Genomic DNA, 19,428 nt, shown 5'->3' with positions numbered 1-19,428 from the left:
GCTTAACGTTGGAAGTGATACACCGAACCTAAGTTCAAAATTTGCGTCAGTTCATCTAACGCAGTACGGCTTTCAATCAGTAATTGCGGGTCAGCCAAATCTTGTTGCGCCAACTGGTCACGGTAATACTGGTCGACCCACGTGTTTAAACGGGTAAACAAGGCATCATTCATGAACAGGTTTGGGTTGATTGCATTCAGCTCTGCTTCATTCACCGCCACACGTAAACGTAAACATGCAGGGCCACCGCCATTGCGCATACTTTCACGTAGGTCAAACACCTTGATGTCGTCAATCGGCGTACCCATTTGGATCATGTCGTTTAAATAACCCCACACTGCTGGGTTTTGACGTGATTCTTCAGGCACCACAATGCTCATCCCGCCATCGGCACGGGTGAGTAATTGGCTATTGAACAAATACGTATTGACCGCATCTTTCACAGAAACACGCTGATCAGGCACTTCAATGGAGACGAATTCTTGACCCAAGCGCGCCATTTTTTCGCGAATTTCTGACAATGCTTCAGACTGATTCAAAAATGCATGCTGATGGTGGAACAAGACGTTTTGGTTACTCACCGCAATCACGTCGTTGTGGAAGACACCTTGGTCAATCACATCGGGATGCTGCTGTATAAATACCGTTTGTTCCGCTTTGAGCTGGTGTAAACGTGCTACGGCTTCACTCGCCTCTAAGGATTGACGCGCAGGATAGCGTTTCGGGCCAATACCACCACCGAGGAACTGCTGACCATAAACGAACACTTGCACGCTGGCCTGATCATAAGCACCGCCTAAACGGTTATGATTCGCCGCGCCTTCATCACCAAACAATGCCACAGGTGGCAGCGCTTCGTGATGGGCAAAGTGACGTTCATCGTTAAACATCGCTGCCATAACACGCGATGTGGTGTCATGTTCAATCGAACGGTGGAATTTATTGTTTAAATTCGCCGCAGTAAAATGCACACGACCATCTGCACTGTCCGCCGACGGTGAAACGGTTGCCGCATTGGCAGTCCACATACAGGATGCTGAACTCAACGCGGATAACAATGCAGGCGAGGTACGCATCGCTTGTTCAATCACGCTGTGATCATCTCCACGGAAGCCCAATTTGCGTAAAGTCGGGACATGTGGACGTTCTTGCGGTGCAAATACACCCTGTTTTAAACCCATATCGGCCAAAGCTTTCATCTTTAACAGACCTTGCTTGGCAGCCAACTTCGGGTTGGAAAGATTATTTTGGTTTTTGGTGGATGCCTCGTTTCCGAATGACAATCCCGCATAATGGTGTGTTGGACCGACTAAACCATCAAAATTAATTTCATAGCCTGACATTTCTAAACTCCCTTTTTGTCGACTTACAGCACAATGCCTGGCGATAATTTTTCAGGTAAACTTACCTGCTGACTTTCCAGTGATGCCATTGGCCATGCGCAGTAATCTGCGGCATAGAAAGCGCTGGCACGATGGTTTCCTGATGCACCTACACCACCAAAGGGTGCAGCACTTGACGCGCCTGTTAACGGTTTGTTCCAGTTCACAATGCCTGCACGCGCTTCAATCAATAAACGATCAAACAGCTCACGGTCAGGTGAAACTAGACCCACCGACAAACCGAATCGAGTGCCATTCGCTAATGCCAAAGCCTCATCGAAATGGTCATAACGATAGATACAGCTCAATGGGCCAAAATATTCTTCATCTGGCACATCGCTAACATGGGTCACGTCTAAAAGACCTGGACTTAACAAGCTGCTGTTGGCATCCGCTTGAGTAACAGGGAGCAGAACTTGCGCTCCTAAATCAATCAGGCGTTGTTGTGCTTGTAAAATTTGCTGTGCAGCATGCAGTGAAATTACCCCCCCCATAAACGGTTGTGGCTGAGCATCCCACTGACCCACCACCAAGTTACGGCTGACTTCAACCAAACGTTGAATGAAGGCATCGCCTACAGCGCCATTTTTAATAATTAAACGGCGTGCACAGGTACAACGCTGACCTGCTGAAATAAAGGCAGATTGGACGGTTAAATTCACTACCGCATCAATATCGGTAATCTCGTCGATAATTAATGCGTTATTACCGCCCATTTCTAAAGCGAGAATTTTTTCTGGAGCACCAGCCAATTGTTTATGCAGGTGATAACCTGTATTGGCACTGCCTGTGAATAACAAACCATCAATTTCATGCGACTGCGCAAGTGCCTCACCTGTGCTACGACCACCTTGCACCAAGTTCAACACACCCGCAGGTAAACCCGCTTCTTGCCATAATTTGACCGTTTCTTCCGCAGTCCACGGCGTCAATTCACTTGGTTTAAAGACCAAAGTGTTGCCTGCAATCAGCGCAGGGACGATGTGGCCATTGGGTAAGTGACCTGGGAAGTTATACGGGCCAAATACAGCCAACACACCATGCGGACGGTGACGTAAAGACGCTGCACCATCTGGCATTTCCGTCAGACTTTCACCTGTACGTTCGTGATAAGCACGCACTGAAATCGCCACTTTAGCAATCATCGACTGAACCTCAGTCAACGTTTCCCAAATCGGCTTACTGGTTTCACGACTAATAATCGTTGCAAGCTGTTGTTTGTTTTGTTCTAACAAGCTGGCAAATCGTTGAATAATTTCAAGACGCTCGGCTAAAGGGCGACGTGCCCAAGCAGCAAAGGCAGCACGTGCAGACTGACAAGCTTGTTCAACTTGCTCAGCTGTCGCTTCTGCACCGTGCCAAATTGTTTCTTGCGTAACAGGATCGAGTTTGTCCCATGCCGTACCTTGCGCTGGAGACCATGTCCCGTTTATATATAGATTCCCTTGTGACATTATTTTTGCTCCATCTTATCTAAAGGCAACATACGAATGCTTTGCCCTGCTTGCACACCAAGGGCATGCGCTTGTTCTACCGTTAAACTTAAACTGTCCGACTCAGCCGCGTGCTGAATCAAAATCGCGCGATAGTCTTGATAGCGATCATTTGCCACCAAATAACGCCCTGCATCATCTGGAACGCTATCGACGATTTTCACTGCACAAGTGTGACTGTCTTTGACTGCACGCAGGCTACTGACTTCGGCTTCAAGTGTCGGGCCTGCATCAAAAATATCGACATAACCTTGGTAACACAGCCCTTCTGACTCCAACACACGAGAGGCCGGAACGGTCTGAGGATGTACCTGTGCAATTACTTGTTGCGCAGCCATCGGCAGCAAGTCGATATACACAGGAAAACGTGGCATCAACTCCGCAATAAAGACTTTTTGCCCTATCCCACTGAGGTAATCCGCAGTCGAGAAATCCATATTGAAAAAGTGATGGCCTAAAGCATCCCAAAATGGCGAACGACCATTTTCATCGGAATAACCACGCATTTCCGCAATCAGCTTATTTTGAAAAGCCTGTTTAAAAGCAGCGATAAACAGAAAACGGATCTTCGACAGCAGTTTTCCATTTTGGTCTTTGCGGTACTCTGGGTCTAAAAACAGCGTGCAGAGTTCGCTACAACCGGTATGGTCATTGCTTAAAAACAGCGTATTTAAAGTTTTATAAACATTCAGAGTTTGTGAGGCATGGACTTGCTTGCCCACATGGTAGTTATAGAAAGGCTCAGTTAAACCCACTGAAACTTCAATTGCACTGACGCCAACCACACGCTGTAACAAGGTATCTTCTAAAACAAATAAATAGCCCTGTTCACTCGGTGTTGCCTGACCCGCTAAGGTCTTTTGCGTGCGTGCAATACGAGCCGATAAGATCTCTTTATTTTGGGGTAAAGAAGTCAGGCCAATGCCAGACTTCCCCGCCAGAATGTAGATATCATCTAAATCTCGATGCTCTGCATGTCTAACAATCATCATAACCAGTGGCCTATCACGCGCCAACAAAGCGCGCGAGCGCACGTTCAAAGCGTTGTAAACCGGCTTCGATATCTGCTTCTGGAATAATTAATGATGGTGTAAAACGAACAACATTTGGACCTGCAACCAGTGCCAATAAGCCTTCTTCGCCCGCCAAAGTCACGATGTCTTTAGCTTTGCCTGCATATTCAGCTTTCAGTACACAGCCGATTAATAAACCTTGACCACGAACTTCTTCAAATAAGCCATAGCGTGCATTTAACTGGTTTAAACCGTCGGCAAAAATTTGCGCACGTGTACGTACACCATTCAACACTTCTGGGGTATTGATCAAACCAAATACCGCATTGGCTACGGCAGATGCCAATGGGTTACCGCCATAAGTCGTACCATGGTCACCCACCACAAACATGTTGGCATATTTGTCAGTCGTGATCATCGCACCAATTGGGAAACCACCGCCGAGTGCTTTGGCTGTGGTTAAAATGTCTGGGGTCACATCAGTGTTCATATAGGCATATAGAGCACCTGTACGACCCACACCTGTTTGCACTTCATCAAAAATCAGTACAGCACCATGTTGGTCACACAGTTCACGTAAGCCTTTTAAGAATTCAGGATTTGCGGTAATTACACCACCTTCACCTTGAATCGGCTCAACAATCACTGCACACGTATCTGCATCAATTGCTTCACGTACTGCATCTAAGTCATTGAATGGTAAGTGCTGGATACCTTCTGGAAGCGGTGCAAAGTCTTGTGAATATTTCGGTTGACCACCAGCCGTAACCGTAAATAAAGTACGACCGTGGAAAGCATTTTTGAATGCAATAATTTTATTTTTGCGCGCCGAGCCTGAAAGTAGGCCCACTTTGCGCGCAAGTTTCAAAGCCGCTTCATTGGCTTCTGCACCAGAGTTACAGAAGAACACTTTGTCTGCAAAGGTATTATCGACCAATTGTTTTGCAAGTGCCAGTACAGGTTCGTTGGTATAACCATTGCCAATGTGCCAGAGCTTTTGACCTTGCTCAACCAAGGCATTAACTGCCACAGGGTGAGCATGCCCAAGTGCATTGACCGCAATACCACCTGCAAAATCAATATATTCTTTACCTTGCTGATCCCACAAACGAGAACCTTCGCCACGCACAGGAATAAACTGAGCGGGTGCAAAAACTGGCACCATATACTGATTAAAATCTTGGCGAGTAGGTTGACTATTCTGGTTCATGGTTTGTTCTTCCTTAATAAATCTGATGTTGTTCTGTCTTGAATGTGCCCCCGAAGGGCACGAAACTCCCCCTTAACCTGGGAAAATTCCTCGTTCTTTACGTGCTTTTAAGATACGTTGGCATGCCAAGATGTATGCCGCTGTACGAAGGCTGCACTGCTTTTCGCTCGAAGTGAACCAAACATCTTCAACTGCTGACACCATAAGTTTGTCTAAACGTTGGTTAATTTCTTCTTCTGTCCAGAAGTAGCTCGCCATGTCTTGAACCCACTCGAAGTAACTCACAGTTACACCGCCTGCGTTACACAGTACGTCAGGTACAATCGTGATTTGACGTTCTAACAGAATGTCTTCTGCATCTGGATAGGTTGGACCGTTTGCACCTTCCAAGACCAATTTTGCAGTTAAGTGTTGCGCACGTTCAGCGGTAATCTGACCTTCTAAAGCAGCAGGAATTAAAATATCCATGTCCACTGTCCAGAATGCTTCGTCTTCAATTAAAGTGGCATCAGGGAAACCTGCTACACCTTTATGAATCGCAACATAGTCCTGTAACTGCTTAACATTCATGCCTTCTGCGTTAAAGATCGTACCTGTGTGGTCTTGTACACACACCACTTTCGCATTGGCTTTGTAGAATAAGTATGCAGCTTCACTACCCACGTTACCGAAACCTTGGATCGCTACACGGCTACCTTCAAGTGCAAGATTGATTTTCTTAGCCACTTCTAAACCTGTCACAAACACACCACGGCCCGTCGCACGGACACGACCTAAAGAGCCACCTAAGTGCACAGGCTTACCTGTTACTACACCTGTTACGGTATGACCTTTAATGCTTGAATAGGTGTCCATCATCCAACCCATAATGTCTGCATTGGTGCCTACATCTGGAGCAGGAATATCGGTTTGTGGGCCGATGATTGGGCTAATTTCACTGGTAAAACGACGAGTCAGACGTTCAAGTTCTCGTGGAGACAACTTGCGAGGGTCTACACGGATACCACCTTTAGCACCGCCATACGGTAAGTTTAAAACCGCAGTTTTAATTGTCATCCACGCTGAGAGTGCCATGACTTCGTTGAGTTCAACATCTGGATGGTAACGAATACCACCTTTACCAGGTCCACGTGACAAATTGTGCTGTACTCGATAGCCTTCGAAGTGCTGAATTGAACCATCGTCCATCACAATTGGCACATCAACAATCAAAGCGCGCTTTGGACGCTTTAAAGTGTTGATGAATGGAATTAAGTCGTCTTCCAGATATGGCGCAACACGGTTAATCTGTGCAAGATAGGTCTGCCAAGCGCCACTATTGTCCATTTCATATGACAAAGACATGATATTTCCCTTTAAAATTTGCTGAATCAAATCCATTAAATAGATATGAGACACCTCCTATAGAACACATCGCCTCAGCTCGATGTAACGCTCACTAGAGTGCTTCTCAATACGCATAGTATGAAAAATCAAATTGCGCCCAAAAAGTTGTAAATTTGATTAAAATGAAATAAATTTCATCAAATTGATAACAGGAAAAATCAAAATGAACGATACGGACAGTCAAATCCTCGGCTTACTACAAGACAATGCCCGTATCTCGATTACCGAGATTGCGAACAAGCTCCATATCTCTCGAAATACCGTACAAAAGCGTATTGAATATCTGGAAACCAGTGGTGTGATTACAGGCTATACCGTACGGATTAAACCGGGCGCTGAGAAAAATAGTATCCGTGCTTGGATGAATATTATGGTGGAAGGCACCAAGACCAGTGCAGTGGTCAAAGAGCTCAGAATCGACCCTGCTGTGCATACCTTGCATAGTACCAATGGCAAGTGGGATTTATTGGTCGAATTGAAGTCTGATAGCTTGGAAAATTTTGATCGAATTTTAGAACGAATCCGAAATATTTCAGGAATTTACAATACTGAAACCAGTATTTTACTGTCTACCTATAAAGTTTAAAGTCACTTATATGTTTGGACCGATTAAAGAAAAGAAGACACGTTATATAAAGGTGTAGTGAACTTTATTAATTTGGCTTTTGAAGTTGCTTCACTAGGTACTATTTTAAAATAAATCGACTCTCCCCTAATATACGCCCATAAAAAAAATCAGCCTTGAATGGGCAAGGCTGATTTTTTAACTGATGATTGCTAGACGTACTTAAACAGAGATATCCACGCACAAATATTTCATTTCGAGATATTCGTCGATACCGAATTTAGAGCCTTCACGCCCTAAGCCAGACTGCTTCACACCACCAAATGGAGCCACTTCATTTGAAATCGCACCCGTGTTGATGCCCACCATACCGTACTCAAGCGCCTCACCAACACGCCACTGACGTGCTGTGTTTTGGGTAAATAGGTAGGTTGCCAGACCAAATTCGGTGTCATTGGCCATTTGAATCGCTTCTTCTTCCGTTTTAAAACGGAACAGCGGTGCCAATGGGCCAAAGGTTTCTTCTTTCGAGACTTTCATCTCTTGTGTCACTTCTGTTAAAAGTGTCGGTTCAAAGAAAGTACCACCTAAGCTTGAACGTTGACCACCGGTTTTAACCTGTGCACCTTTACTGATGGCATCTGCAATATGTGACTGAACTTTTTCAATCGCTGCTTCATCAATCAAAGGCCCTTGGGTTGAAGTCTCGATACGACCATCACCGACTTTTAAATTCGCAACAGCAACTGTCAACTTTTCAACCAATGCATCATAAATACCGTCTTGCACATAGATACGATTGGCACAAACACAGGTCTGTCCGCTATTACGGAACTTGCTGGCCATAATGCCTTGTACTGCTTGCTCAAGATTAGCATCGTCAAACACTAGCACAGGTGCATTACCGCCTAACTCTAAAGACAGTTTTTTGATGGTTGGTGCACATTGCTGCATTAAGATACGGCCAACTTGCGTTGAACCCGTGAAGCTTAACTTCTTCACCGTATCGCTTTCACACAATGTTTTACCGACTTCAATCGCGTCACCACTGATATGCAATAACACATCTTGTGGTAAACCCGCGCGCAGTGCCAATACCTCTAAAGCATAAGCTGTCAAAGGTGTTTGCTCTGCTGGTTTCACAAGCATTGAACAACCCGCTGCAATTGCAGGTGCTGCCTTACGTGTGATCATTGCCGCAGGGAAGTTCCACGGTGTAATTGCAGCAGTAACGCCAATGGCTTGTTTGATGACCAACAAACGCTGATTTGGTAGTGTTGGTGCTAAAACATCACCATCTATACGACGAGCTTGCTCTGCAAACCAGCGAATAAATGAAGCCGCATAGCCAATTTCACCACGTGCTTCAGCCAAAGGTTTACCTTGTTCAGCAGTCAAAATCTGAGCCAATGACTCTTTATTTTCCTGCATCAAGTCAAACCAAGCCCAAAGCACATCAGCACGTTGTAGCGCAGTTTGTGCTTTCCACGCGGTTTGCGCCACTTGCGAACGTGCAATCGCTTGTTCAACTGACGCGCGGTCATGGGATTTCACCCATGCCAACGTGTCATGTGTTGCTGCATCTTTCACTTCGATGTAACCGCCATTTTCAGGCATATCAAAACGAATATCTGGATGCTGTAATAAATCTTTATATTGCGCTTGAAGCATAGTCATTACTCTTCAATTATGCTGCAGCAGAAAGTGCAAAACCTTGTTTTAAAATGTTTAAGCCAGCACGGAATTGCTCTGCAGGAATCGTTAAAGGATATAAGAAACGAATCACATTACCATAACGACCACAGGTCAAAATAAGCAAGCCATTTTGCATTGCATAGTTTTGAATCGCTTTAGCTTGATCAGCAGTTTCCAATTCAACAGCAACCATTGAGCCTAAAGCACGAATATCTTGAACAATAGAAGAAGATTGTTTGAGTTCGTTTAGAACTTCAACCAACTCTGCACCCAATACATTTGCACGTTCGCAAAGACCTTCTTCTTCAATTACGTCAAGTACCGCATGTGCAGAAGCAACTGCGACAGGGTTACCTGCATAAGTACCACCTAGACCACCTGGGTTTGGTGCGTCCATCACTTCAGCACGGCCTACTACGCCAGAGATTGGGAAGCCACCACCAAGGCTTTTCGCCATTGTGATTAAATCTGCTTTAGTCTCATAGTAGTCCATCGCAAACAATTTACCAGTACGCGCAAAACCTGACTGTACTTCATCTGCAATAATCAAAATACCATGTTGGTCACACAAAGCACGTAAACGCTTTAAGAATTCTGCTGGAACAACATTGAAACCACCTTCACCTTGAACTGGTTCAAGCACAATCGCAGCAACATCATGTGCTGCAATATCTTCTGCAAAAATGTCTTCAATGCTTTGAATTGCATCATCTACAGTAATGCCTTTTGACTCTACTGGATAGCGTGCATGGAAAACACCTGCTGGCATAACACCAAAATCACGCTTGTACGGTGCAGTTTTACCTGTCATTGCCATGGTCATAAATGAGCGACCGTGGAAGCCATTACCAAAAGTCACAATACCGTGACGACCCGTATGTGAACGCGCAATTTTTACTGCATTTTCTACAGCTTCAGCACCTGTAGAGAAGAATGTTGTTTTTGCATCACCTGCAATCGGCGCACGTGCATTGATACGCTCAGCCAATGACACATAAATTTCATACGGCACAACTTGATACGCCGTATGGGTAAATTTAGTTAATTGTTCAGTAACAGCAGCAATAATTTTAGGATGGCGGTGACCTGTATTTAGTACAGCAATACCACCAGCGAAGTCGATGTATTGATTACCTTCAGCATCCCAAATCGTGGAATTTTCTGCTTTCTCCGCATACCATTGACACATGACACCAACGCCACGAGGTGTCGCTTGTAGTTTACGTGCGTTCAGTGCAGAGTGTTTACTGTCCATTTTGCATCCTCATTCTTGATTCATACATTTATAAAATTTCAGTGTCCATATCATGCTTTTGCTGATATACAAAGGACCTGTTGTTGATTTCATTCTGCGCTTTTATTGGTACTAAACGAGAGCCACTTTCTATCAGATGAAGAGAGCCAATTTACCAGTATGCTGCATCATTATTTTCCAAATATTTTTTTATTTATTAAAAATAAACAGCTTACAAAATAAAAAACAGGCACCTTTTAAAAAGGTGCCATTACAACATCAACCTACGTGTAGAGCCATTGCAACTCAACATAGCAACCGATAGAAACACTTCGTATTGACATGATGAACATTGCTCTGACCTTCTCACATTTTAGCCAGGGTAAATGCCGCGCTCTTTACGTGCCATTAAAATTCGCTCACACGCCAAAATATAAGCTGCTGTACGTAAAGAACACTGAGCAACACTCGCTTTTAACCAAACATCCGATACAGCATTTTTCATAATCGCATCCATACGCTGATTAATCTCTTCTTCTGTCCAGAAATAACTTGCAAGATCCTGCACCCATTCAAAATAGCTCACGGTTACCCCACCAGCATTACAAATCACGTCAGGAACAACAGTAATTTGACGTTCAGCTAAGATTTCATCCGCTTCCGTTAATGTCGGGCCATTGGCACCTTCTAAAATCATTTTGGTTTGAATGCTTTGTGCCACAGCAGCATCAATTACCCCTTCAAGCGCAGCAGGAATAAAAATTTCAGCCTGAATTTGCCAAAAGTTCGCGGTATGAATTTCATCTTGCTCTGCAAAACCTTTAATTTTCCCGTGTGCTTTTGAGTATTGCATCAACTTTTGAACATCAATCCCCTGCTCTTGATAGAGGGTCGCTGAGTGGTCCTGTACACAAATCACTTTGCTACCATTTTCTTGGAATAGCAGGGCAGCTTCACTACCAACATTACCAAAGCCTTGAACACAGATTCGAGCACCAGCCAAATCCAGACCAATTTGTTGTGCGACTTCACGCCCTGAAATATACACACCACGGCCTGTCGCTTTGACACGACCCAAAGAACCACCTAAATGCACAGGTTTTCCAGTCACGACACCTGTCACTGTTGAACCTGCATTCATGGAAAATGTGTCCATCATCCATGCCATTGTTTGCGGGTTAGTCCCGACATCAGGGGCAGGAATATCTTTTTGAGGGCCAATAATTAAATTAATTTCGGTGGTATAACGGCGCGTTAAGCGTTCAAGCTCACGTGGAGAAAGTTCAGTTGGATCAACACGAACACCGCCTTTAGCGCCCCCAAAAGGCAAATTCAATGCCGCACACTTGATAGTCATCCATGCAGATAGTGCCATCACCTCATCTAAGTTCACATCTGGATGGAAGCGCACGCCACCTTTCCCAGGCCCACGAGTCAGGTTATGTTGAACACGATATCCCTCAAAGTGCTTAACCGAGCCATCATCCATAATCACTGGGATATCAACAATAAGACTACGCTTAGGACGACGAAGCATATCTAAACGCTCACTCAATTCACCCAAATAAGGCGCTACTTTGTCCAGTTGTTTTAAATAATTGTTCCAAGCGGTTTCACCCTGTCCCGAATATGTGAGACCTTTGACCATGGTATTCATTTTTAAATCCTATCTATAATGCAAGCGCCGACATGCTTGCTCAAAATCAATGTCTATAAACCTGTACGCATTTCTCAATGTGTACGTTTAAACAACCCTGCTTGTATTTTGAAATCGTCTAAAAAAACTTTTGATTTGGACGCGAGTTGTGTATATTTCCAGCCCCCTAAGTCGCGGGCTTTTGCGCCAAATGTATACAAGCAAGATGCTTTACAACTGCTGCCTGACGAGATAATTTTGCACTTGCGGTTATTGCTCTCACGAGAGCCATTTTGATTTTGTAGGAGAGAGCCAATTGCGTAGCTTGCTTGGAGATTATTTGCTGCAACGATTACAGCAAGATACCGACGGAACCCTACAATTGCGATTATTTCGCTGTTTACGCAACGCTATTATTGATAGCGTACTCGCACCTAAAACCCGCCTACCTGCATCGCGTGATTTGGCCAAAGAAATTAAAGTGTCGCGCAATACGGTCCTAAGTGCCTATGAGCAATTACAGGCTCAAGGTTATGTTGAGGCACGGACTGGTCAAGGCACATGGGTCGCAGAAAAACTGCCTGAGTCTTTCTTAGTCAAAGCTGAAAACACCCAAAATCAGGCCCAAGAAAAAAAGATCCAGCAAAATTATAGCTTGTCACAACGGGGTTCCTATCTGATTGGTTATTCAGCTGCATCGCCTTATCAGTGGGGAGCTTTCGTACCCGGCGCACCTGACGTTACCGAATTTCCACATCATATTTTTAGTCGAATTCAAATGCGCCTTAGCCGTGAACCTGAAATTAATCGACTGATTTATAGCAATGCGGGAGGATGTTTAGAACTGCGTCAGGAACTGGCTGAATACCTCAAAATTGCTCGCTCAGTGCAATGTGATGCAGACCAAATCATTATTACCGAGGGAACACATCAAGCCATTGATCTGGTTTCACGCACGTTAAGCGACCCTGGAGATGAGGTCTGGATTGAGGATCCTGCCTATTGGGGGGCACGAAATATATTGCGTATTAATGGGGTAAATTTGCGCTCACTGCCCGTCGATCAAGAAGGGATTATTCCTGATCTAGAGCCCAAACGCCCGCCCAAACTGATTTTTGTGACCCCATCACATCAGTATCCGTTGGGTTCACACTTAAGTTTAGAACGTCGTAAACAACTGATTTCAATTGCACGCCAACATAAAAGTTGGATTGTGGAAGATGACTATGACAGTGAGTTTCGTTTTTCAGGACAACCCTTTCCCTCATTGCAAGGTTTGGAGCCAGATGCGCCAGTGATTTATATGGGAACCTTCAGCAAAACCATATACCCTGCTTTGCGGATTGGTTATTTGGTCGTACCTAAAAAGCTGTTTTCTCCCTTGCGCATTGTGGCATCGGAGCTGTATCGCGGTGGACATTTGCTTGATCAGAAAGTGCTAGCTGAGTTTATTCGTGAAGGGCATTATGAAGCACATATTCGCCGTATGCGCTTGCTGTATAGTAAGCGCCATGCTTTTCTCATTGATCTAATTACACGCCATCTCGGTGCAGATTTCCTACATGAATATAATACCGCAGCAGGTTTACATCTGATTTTAAAACTGCCAAGTGCTATAGATGATGTGGTGATTGCTAGCAATGCGCTTGATCAAGGGGTGAAAGTTCGCGCACTATCGCAATACTATACCAAGCATTATTCAACGCGACAAAAAGGGCTGTTATTGGGCTTTGCTTGTGTCAGTGAGCAAGAAATATTGGTGGCTTTTGGCGTATTACTCAAGTGTCTACGCAATGCAGGCATTCGTACACTTAACTAATATTTTTATTATAAATTATAAAGTTAAACTAACAAGTCGCTTAATCCATCTACGACTAAAGCAGCAGTGACAAGACCCAACTCTGCTGCTTCATTCTATAAATTCTTCCCTCTAGAGTAAAGATTGGTTCTGCGACTTTTCACATATTCTATGTAATTGGCTCCTTTCAAATGCTAAAAAATGGCTCTCGTTTCCTTAGAACAAAAAAGAGAAATTAAGTGCATACATAAACAACATGTAACCGTTTTGTAACCAAAGTGTGATTTTTCGCGCATTGCTAGAAACATCAGGTTTATCAATTTTTACCTTAATATTGATAAAGCCTTTGAGAATTCGGTTACAGTTTTACAGGATGAGTAGTGCGAAAAAGGCTTCGCCCCATTTTGAAACTACATCCTTAAAATTAAGGAAAATTATATGGAAGCACCTCAACATACCTCTGTGCCGGATGCATCTCAGGGCTTAAAAAATGGACTTAAGTCACGCCATCTCACAATGATCTCGATTGCTGGTGTAATTGGTGGTTCACTCTTCATTGGCTCGGGTAATGTCATTTACTCGGCAGGCCCTGCTGCAGTTTTGGCTTATGCTTTTGGCGGATTACTCATCCTATTAATCATGCGCATGCTGGGTGAAATGGCTGTTCTCAATCCAGATAGTGGCTCATTTTCTACTTATGCTGATCGTGCAATTGGTCGTTGGGCTGGTTTTACCATTGGCTGGCTGTATTGGTGCTCTTGGGCACTACTCATGGGTTGGGAAGCTTATGTCGCAGGTAAAATTCTCAACAGTTGGTTCCCCTTTATGCCAATCTGGGGCTACATGCTCTTAGTGATTGTGTCTTTGGTCTTAGTGAACTTACAAAACGTTAAAAACTACGGTGAATTTGAGTTCTGGTTTGCACTGATTAAAGTTATAGCGATTGTTATTTTCTTGGTCATTGGTAGCTTAGCAATCATGCATTTATGGCCTTGGAGTCAAAGTGGTGCAGCAGGTATGACGCATTTAACAGCAGAAGGTTTCATGCCAAATGGCTTTTCTGCGGTTATTACTGCCTTGCTTGGGGTAATGTTTGCCTATATTGGGGCTGAAATTGTCACTGTCGCTGCGGCAGAGTCACAAAATCCTGCTCAAGAAATCCGTAAAGCATCTAACTCGGTCGTATGGCGTATTATGCTGTTCTATGTGGGTTCAATGTTCATTACCGTTTGCCTGATTCCACATAACAACCCGCTGTTAAAAGATCCAACTTGGGGAACATATAGCGTAACGTTGTCAGCACTTGGTATTCCTGAAGCGAAACACATTGTAAATTTCGTGGTACTCACTTCAGTATGTAGCTGTTTTAACTCTGCACTTTATACCTGTTCACGTATGCTGTTTTCACTGTCTAAACGTGGTGATGCACCGAAAAGCTTTGGTTCAATCAACCGTAATGGTAGTCCGTGGATGGGCGTTTTGATCTCATCAATATTCGCTTTAGTAGCCACTTACCTCACTGCAACTGAAAGCATGAATGTCTATGATATTTTCATGCTAGCAACAGGTACAGCAGCACTATACGTGTATCTCACCATTGCTTTCTCTCAGCTACGTATGCGTAAGAAATTAGAAGCTGAAGGAAAAGTGATTGACTTCAAAATGTGGTTATTCCCTTGGCTCACGTATCTTGCAATCTTCTTTATTATTGGCGCACTTATTACCATGTTGGTTGAAGGCACTTATTTCAAAGAAGTAACCTATACCAGTTTACTTGCATTGTTTATTGTTGGATTAGGCATCTGTGCACAGAAGTTTAACTGGGGAAAGCATGCTCAAGATAAATCTGACAACACTCAGGCGGACTTGACCAACAATCTGTAATGTTAAACTAATGTCAGATTGAGCAAAATTCAACATACACTAAAACCAATGGCCTCCCAGTGAAAGCCATTGGTTTTTTAGGCTAAACTCAGCAATAAGTTCAATTTTTACTCAAATGTTAGCCACCGTTTTTATCTATCTTTTTGTATTCATATTCTAGAAAACTGTCAGCCTGTTTGATATTGCAGAGCCCTTTCAGAAAAGAATTTTGTATAGATTGCCGCCTCACTTTTAAGTGCTTTCACTATTCCCTTTATTCTAATAATTTTTATATAACACTTGAATAAAAAGCAAACGATTATCATTTACAGATTTCGCTAGTCAGCTTATCATTTCACAAACTTACAAATTCTCCATATTTTCTTCATATTTCACCTATACATCATTTTAAGGATCTCTTGTGTCACTCCCTCAGTTCAAAAAATCAGTCCTCACACTCTGCTTATTTCCCTCCATACTTTATGCAGCCGATACAGACCCTACTGTGACGCTTAACCCGATAACTGTGCAAGCCGAAGGCAACTGGTTAGATGAAGCCAATGCACAGAAAGTACTAAATCATGCTGGAGCGCGTACAGTCATTCAGCGTGATGAGTTGATTAACCGAGGCGTAACTTCTGTCAAAGAGGCTTTACGCACTGTGCCTGGTATTCAAGCTCCTGAAAATGCAGGAACAGCTGGGAGTGATGCATCGTTAAGCATCGGTGTCCGTGGTTTAACGTCACGGTTTTCACCACGCTCACAGGTACTCGTGGACGGTGTTCCACTTTCGTTTGCCCCTTATGGTCAATCACAACTCTCCTTAGCACCCACTAGTTTAGGCAATATTGAAAGTATCGACGTGGTGCGTGGCGCGGGCTCTGTTCGCTTTGGGCCACAAAATGTAGGCGGGATTATTAACTTTAACTCGCGTACAATTCCTGAAACCTTTGCTGGAACGGTAGACCTCACTACAGAAATTGCAGAAAACGGTCATGTAAAATTTAACCCCAACTTATTTGTGGGTGGAACCTTAGACAACGGTTTAGGCTTAGCGCTGTTATATTCTGGCGTTAATGGAGAGGGTTTTCGCGATAAAAATGATGACTCTGACATCAACGATATTCGCTTAAAAGCAGCTTATGCAATAGATGAATATGCAAAAATTGAAGCCAATCTACACCGCTACGATGCAGATGTAGATATGCCTGGAGGTTTAACCCCTGCTCAATTTGCTGAAAATCCATATCAGTCCTTGCGCAATCATGATTATATGAAAGGGCATCGTACTGACGGTTCGGTTAAATACAGCTATAAAAAAGATGACAATGCCTTTGAGCTTTTGGCCTATCACACTGACACCTTCCGTGATGCAGGAATGGAACGTAGTGGATCAAAACTGTACCAAACGGCGCCACGTAATTATAAAGTGACGGCAATCGAGCCACGGTATTCGCATGCGTACCAATTTGGGACTACTGAAAATGAAGTTTCTGTGGGCTATCGCTATCTACATGAAACCAGTGAAGAAGCAGTTAATCGTGCAAGCTATAACACGGTCACAGGCCCTACAAATGAATATGCTTGGACCAAAGCAGACGGGAAAACAGATGCACATGCATTGTTCATCGACAACCGCACAGATGTGGGTGCATGGTCTCTGATTCCTGGTGTTCGTTTTGAGAAAATCAAAACCACCGAAAATATGTACAAATTAAATAAAGATGCATCGGTACTCAACGGAGTACATGCTGAAAAATCCTATGATGCAGTATTACCAAGCTTTTCAGTCATGTATAAAGCCAATGATTTGTGGAATATTTTTGCAAACTACGGTAAATCTTTTGCACCACTACAATATAGCCAAATGGCCAATACCAATGCGTCAGGTGCCTATCTGACCATGCAAGGCTTGCAACCTGAAAAAGCCAATAATTATGAAATTGGTACACACTATTTAGACCCATATCTATCCCTAGAATTCACCCTGTTTTATATTGATTTTTCTGATGAATTAAAACGAGATGATGCAACTCAAACTTACTCAAATTTAGGTGCCACTGAACACAAAGGAGCCGAGTTCGGATTTAAATATAATCTCGGTGCAATCAGTGACGAACTCAGCGGTATTTCGCTGTATGCCAATACCACTTACACCAAAGCAACCGCATCTGCTGGGGAAAACAAAGGACAAGATCTCGACTTTTATTCACAATGGGTAGGTAATGCTGGAATAGACTATAAAGTTGATCAATGGACACTAAACACTAATTTCTACGGTCAATCTGGTCAAAACGCATCGGGCACCCATGATGCTACTGGACGCTATGGCAACATTCCTGGTTATGGTTTAGTGGGTGTTCGGGCATCCTATGATTTTTCCAACACACAACTCAATGGTCTCAAAGTGGGCTTCGGTGTGAAGAACCTATTTGACCGTGAATACTACACACGTTCAGCGGATCAAGTCGGTGGAATGTATGTAGGCGCGCCACAAACGTATTATCTACAAACCTCATTTGATTTCTAAACATTCAATTCTAGAAAAGCAAATATTCAGGCAGGGGCACCTCTCATTCATCTTTGCAAAAGTGATGTCCTCGCCTGAAACAACTTTCCCTTTATTTCTAGACAGCACCGAAAGCTGAAATGGATACTCTGTCTGATAAATGTCAGCCCCTCGGCATAAGCTGCTCAGCTCAACCTACAACCTTCAAATCTAATAAAAGATACTAGAATCCCTTAAAATAAACCGATAAAAGGTTATGCCCTACGTTTTACTAAACCTTAGATTCAATATAAAAATTAAGTATTTAAATAATAAATATGTTTTCAAAAATGACTGCGAAAATTTAGCCCACTCATCTCTTTAACTTACAATCAGTTAAATTTAACAATACAGAGCAGCATAAAACCAAACTAGTCTCCTTAAATTTTTCACGATAAGATGATAATTTAGTCTAGGGAATAGAATATGAATAATAAGCCTACAATTATATTTGTACATGGATTTTGGGGTGGTGCAGCCCATTGGTCTAAAGTTATTACCGATTTATCTCACCGCGGTTATACCGCATTGAAAGCCGTTGAACTTCCGCTTACTTCTTTAGCAGACGATGTCGAACGAACTCGTAAAATGATTGCACAAGTGCAAGGTGATGTTCTTCTGGTCGGTCACTCCTACGGCGGAGCTGTCATAACTGAAGTAGGCAATCAGCCGAATGTCGTCGGCTTAGTGTATATTGCAGCATTTGCTCCAGATACAGGAGAAAGTCCAGGTGGGATTACCCAACTGCATTTGCCCGTAGGAGCACCCAATTTAGAACCTGATAGTGACGGCTATCTTTGGGTAAAAGCAGATAAATATCATGAAAGCTTTTGTCAAGACTTAACAAATGATGAAGGCTTAGTGATGGGAATCACTCAGAAAGCCCCTGTTGCCAGTACTTTTGGCGATACAATTTCAAATCCAGCATGGAAAATCAAACCATCGTGGTATCAAATCTCAACCGAAGACCGCATGATCCACCCTGAAAACCAAGCGATGATGTCTTCACGTCTTAATGCGCAAAAAGTTATTTCGTTAAATGCAAGTCATGCTTCGCTTGCCTCTCAACCCAAAGAAGTATCTGATCTAATTGATGAAGCAGCAAACTTTCTGGCACATTAAGCACCTCAAGTGAGAGGGAGTTTCGACTCCCTCTTTTCAGATCGCACCTTATTCTGCTCACCATTCTTATATTAGATAAAAACAACTTCAAACCAATGCTAAAGTCGCGTAACAAAATGACTTTTCTATAGGGATCTTAATATACTCGTTTCACACCAAGCCAAATAATGCTAAGACACGCGATACAAACTTTGAATAACATTTTTTAACTGACTGCCTGCCAGAACTTTCTGTATATTTTTAAATAAGGAATAAAAATAAACTGATCAAAAAAGAGTTCAAAAAATATAACAAGAACTTGCGATGAATCCATTTTGTTATATTTTTATCTACGATTCTTGTACCTACTTCTACATTACATTCTCATGCAAGATTTGGATGAATATTCTAAGTAGGTAGTTTTTCATGAAACGATCTATGCTTTTTGATCACTCTTATCTAGACAGCGATGAAGTATCTCCATGCAGATACTCTCACCAAGCA

Annotated in this window: 13 protein-coding genes; 5 read left to right on the top strand and 8 right to left on the bottom strand. The window is 43.2% G+C overall.

The features are described 5' to 3' along the window. Positions 1 to 2: 2 nt before the first annotated feature. The 5 genes from astB to ACE01U_RS07800 all read right to left on the bottom strand — a co-directional run bounded on the left by astB (position 3) and on the right by ACE01U_RS07800 (position 6,445). A complete protein-coding gene (astB, locus tag ACE01U_RS07820) occupies positions 3 to 1,343 on the bottom strand; it encodes an N-succinylarginine dihydrolase (RefSeq protein ID WP_119063789.1) in 1,341 nt (446 codons plus the stop codon). A gap of 23 nt (positions 1,344 to 1,366) precedes the next feature. Continuing rightward, the gene (gene astD, locus ACE01U_RS07815; RefSeq protein ID WP_395579115.1) at positions 1,367 to 2,836 is read right to left on the bottom strand and encodes a succinylglutamate-semialdehyde dehydrogenase; all 1,470 of its coding nucleotides are present in this window, start codon (positions 2,834 to 2,836) and stop codon (positions 1,367 to 1,369) included. Further along, positions 2,836 to 3,867 (bottom strand): arginine N-succinyltransferase, encoded by a 1,032-nt coding sequence (gene astA, locus ACE01U_RS07810; RefSeq protein ID WP_034171394.1) that lies wholly within the window; start codon positions 3,865 to 3,867, stop codon positions 2,836 to 2,838. The genes astD and astA overlap by 1 nt, the downstream gene beginning before the upstream one ends. Before the next feature lie 13 nt (positions 3,868 to 3,880). Next, positions 3,881 to 5,098, bottom strand: coding sequence for an aspartate aminotransferase family protein (locus tag ACE01U_RS07805; RefSeq protein ID WP_086208660.1), 1,218 nt, complete (start codon positions 5,096 to 5,098; stop codon positions 3,881 to 3,883). Between the two features lie 72 nt (positions 5,099 to 5,170). Next, a complete protein-coding gene (locus tag ACE01U_RS07800) occupies positions 5,171 to 6,445 on the bottom strand; it encodes a Glu/Leu/Phe/Val family dehydrogenase (protein ID WP_171248480.1) in 1,275 nt (424 codons plus the stop codon). Between the two features lie 202 nt (positions 6,446 to 6,647). Here ACE01U_RS07800 and ACE01U_RS07795 point away from each other — a divergent pair, with 202 nt between their 5' ends. Further along, entirely contained in the window at positions 6,648 to 7,070 is a 423-nt protein-coding gene (locus ACE01U_RS07795; protein WP_086208661.1) for an Lrp/AsnC family transcriptional regulator, read from the top strand. Positions 7,071 to 7,271: 201 nt separating this feature from the next. On the opposite strand, the gene ACE01U_RS07790 is transcribed toward ACE01U_RS07795, so the two are convergent. From ACE01U_RS07790 to ACE01U_RS07780, 3 genes are all read right to left on the bottom strand, one after another. Further along, complete coding sequence (locus ACE01U_RS07790) at positions 7,272 to 8,720, bottom strand: NAD-dependent succinate-semialdehyde dehydrogenase (RefSeq protein ID WP_119063800.1); 1,449 nt, start codon at positions 8,718 to 8,720, stop codon at positions 7,272 to 7,274. Positions 8,721 to 8,736: 16 nt separating this feature from the next. Further along, a complete protein-coding gene (gabT, locus tag ACE01U_RS07785) occupies positions 8,737 to 9,999 on the bottom strand; it encodes a 4-aminobutyrate--2-oxoglutarate transaminase (RefSeq protein ID WP_086208662.1) in 1,263 nt (420 codons plus the stop codon). 352 nt (positions 10,000 to 10,351) lie between these two features. Next, positions 10,352 to 11,635, bottom strand: a complete 1,284-nt coding sequence (locus ACE01U_RS07780; RefSeq protein ID WP_086208663.1) for a Glu/Leu/Phe/Val family dehydrogenase — start codon at positions 11,633 to 11,635, stop codon at positions 10,352 to 10,354. Positions 11,636 to 11,930: 295 nt separating this feature from the next. Between ACE01U_RS07780 and pdxR the strand changes: the two genes are divergently transcribed. The 4 genes from pdxR (at position 11,931) to ACE01U_RS07760 (ending at position 18,945) form a co-directional block, all read left to right on the top strand. Further along, a complete protein-coding gene (gene pdxR / locus ACE01U_RS07775) occupies positions 11,931 to 13,433 on the top strand; it encodes a MocR-like pyridoxine biosynthesis transcription factor PdxR (protein WP_086208664.1) in 1,503 nt (500 codons plus the stop codon). Between the two features lie 417 nt (positions 13,434 to 13,850). Continuing rightward, positions 13,851 to 15,296 (top strand): amino acid permease, encoded by a 1,446-nt coding sequence (locus tag ACE01U_RS07770; protein ID WP_086208665.1) that lies wholly within the window; start codon positions 13,851 to 13,853, stop codon positions 15,294 to 15,296. A 400-nt stretch (positions 15,297 to 15,696) separates the two neighbouring features. Next, entirely contained in the window at positions 15,697 to 17,805 is a 2,109-nt protein-coding gene (locus ACE01U_RS07765) for a TonB-dependent receptor family protein (protein WP_395579114.1), read from the top strand. 444 nt (positions 17,806 to 18,249) lie between these two features. Further along, positions 18,250 to 18,945 (top strand): alpha/beta hydrolase, encoded by a 696-nt coding sequence (locus tag ACE01U_RS07760; protein ID WP_119063786.1) that lies wholly within the window; start codon positions 18,250 to 18,252, stop codon positions 18,943 to 18,945. Positions 18,946 to 19,428 lie beyond the last annotated feature (483 nt).

The sequence above is a fragment of the Acinetobacter halobius genome (assembly GCF_044130335.1).
Classification (GTDB): Bacteria; Pseudomonadota; Gammaproteobacteria; order Pseudomonadales; family Moraxellaceae; genus Acinetobacter.
Note: the sequence above shows the minus strand (reverse complement) of the source record. Positions and strands in the feature narration are given on the sequence as shown.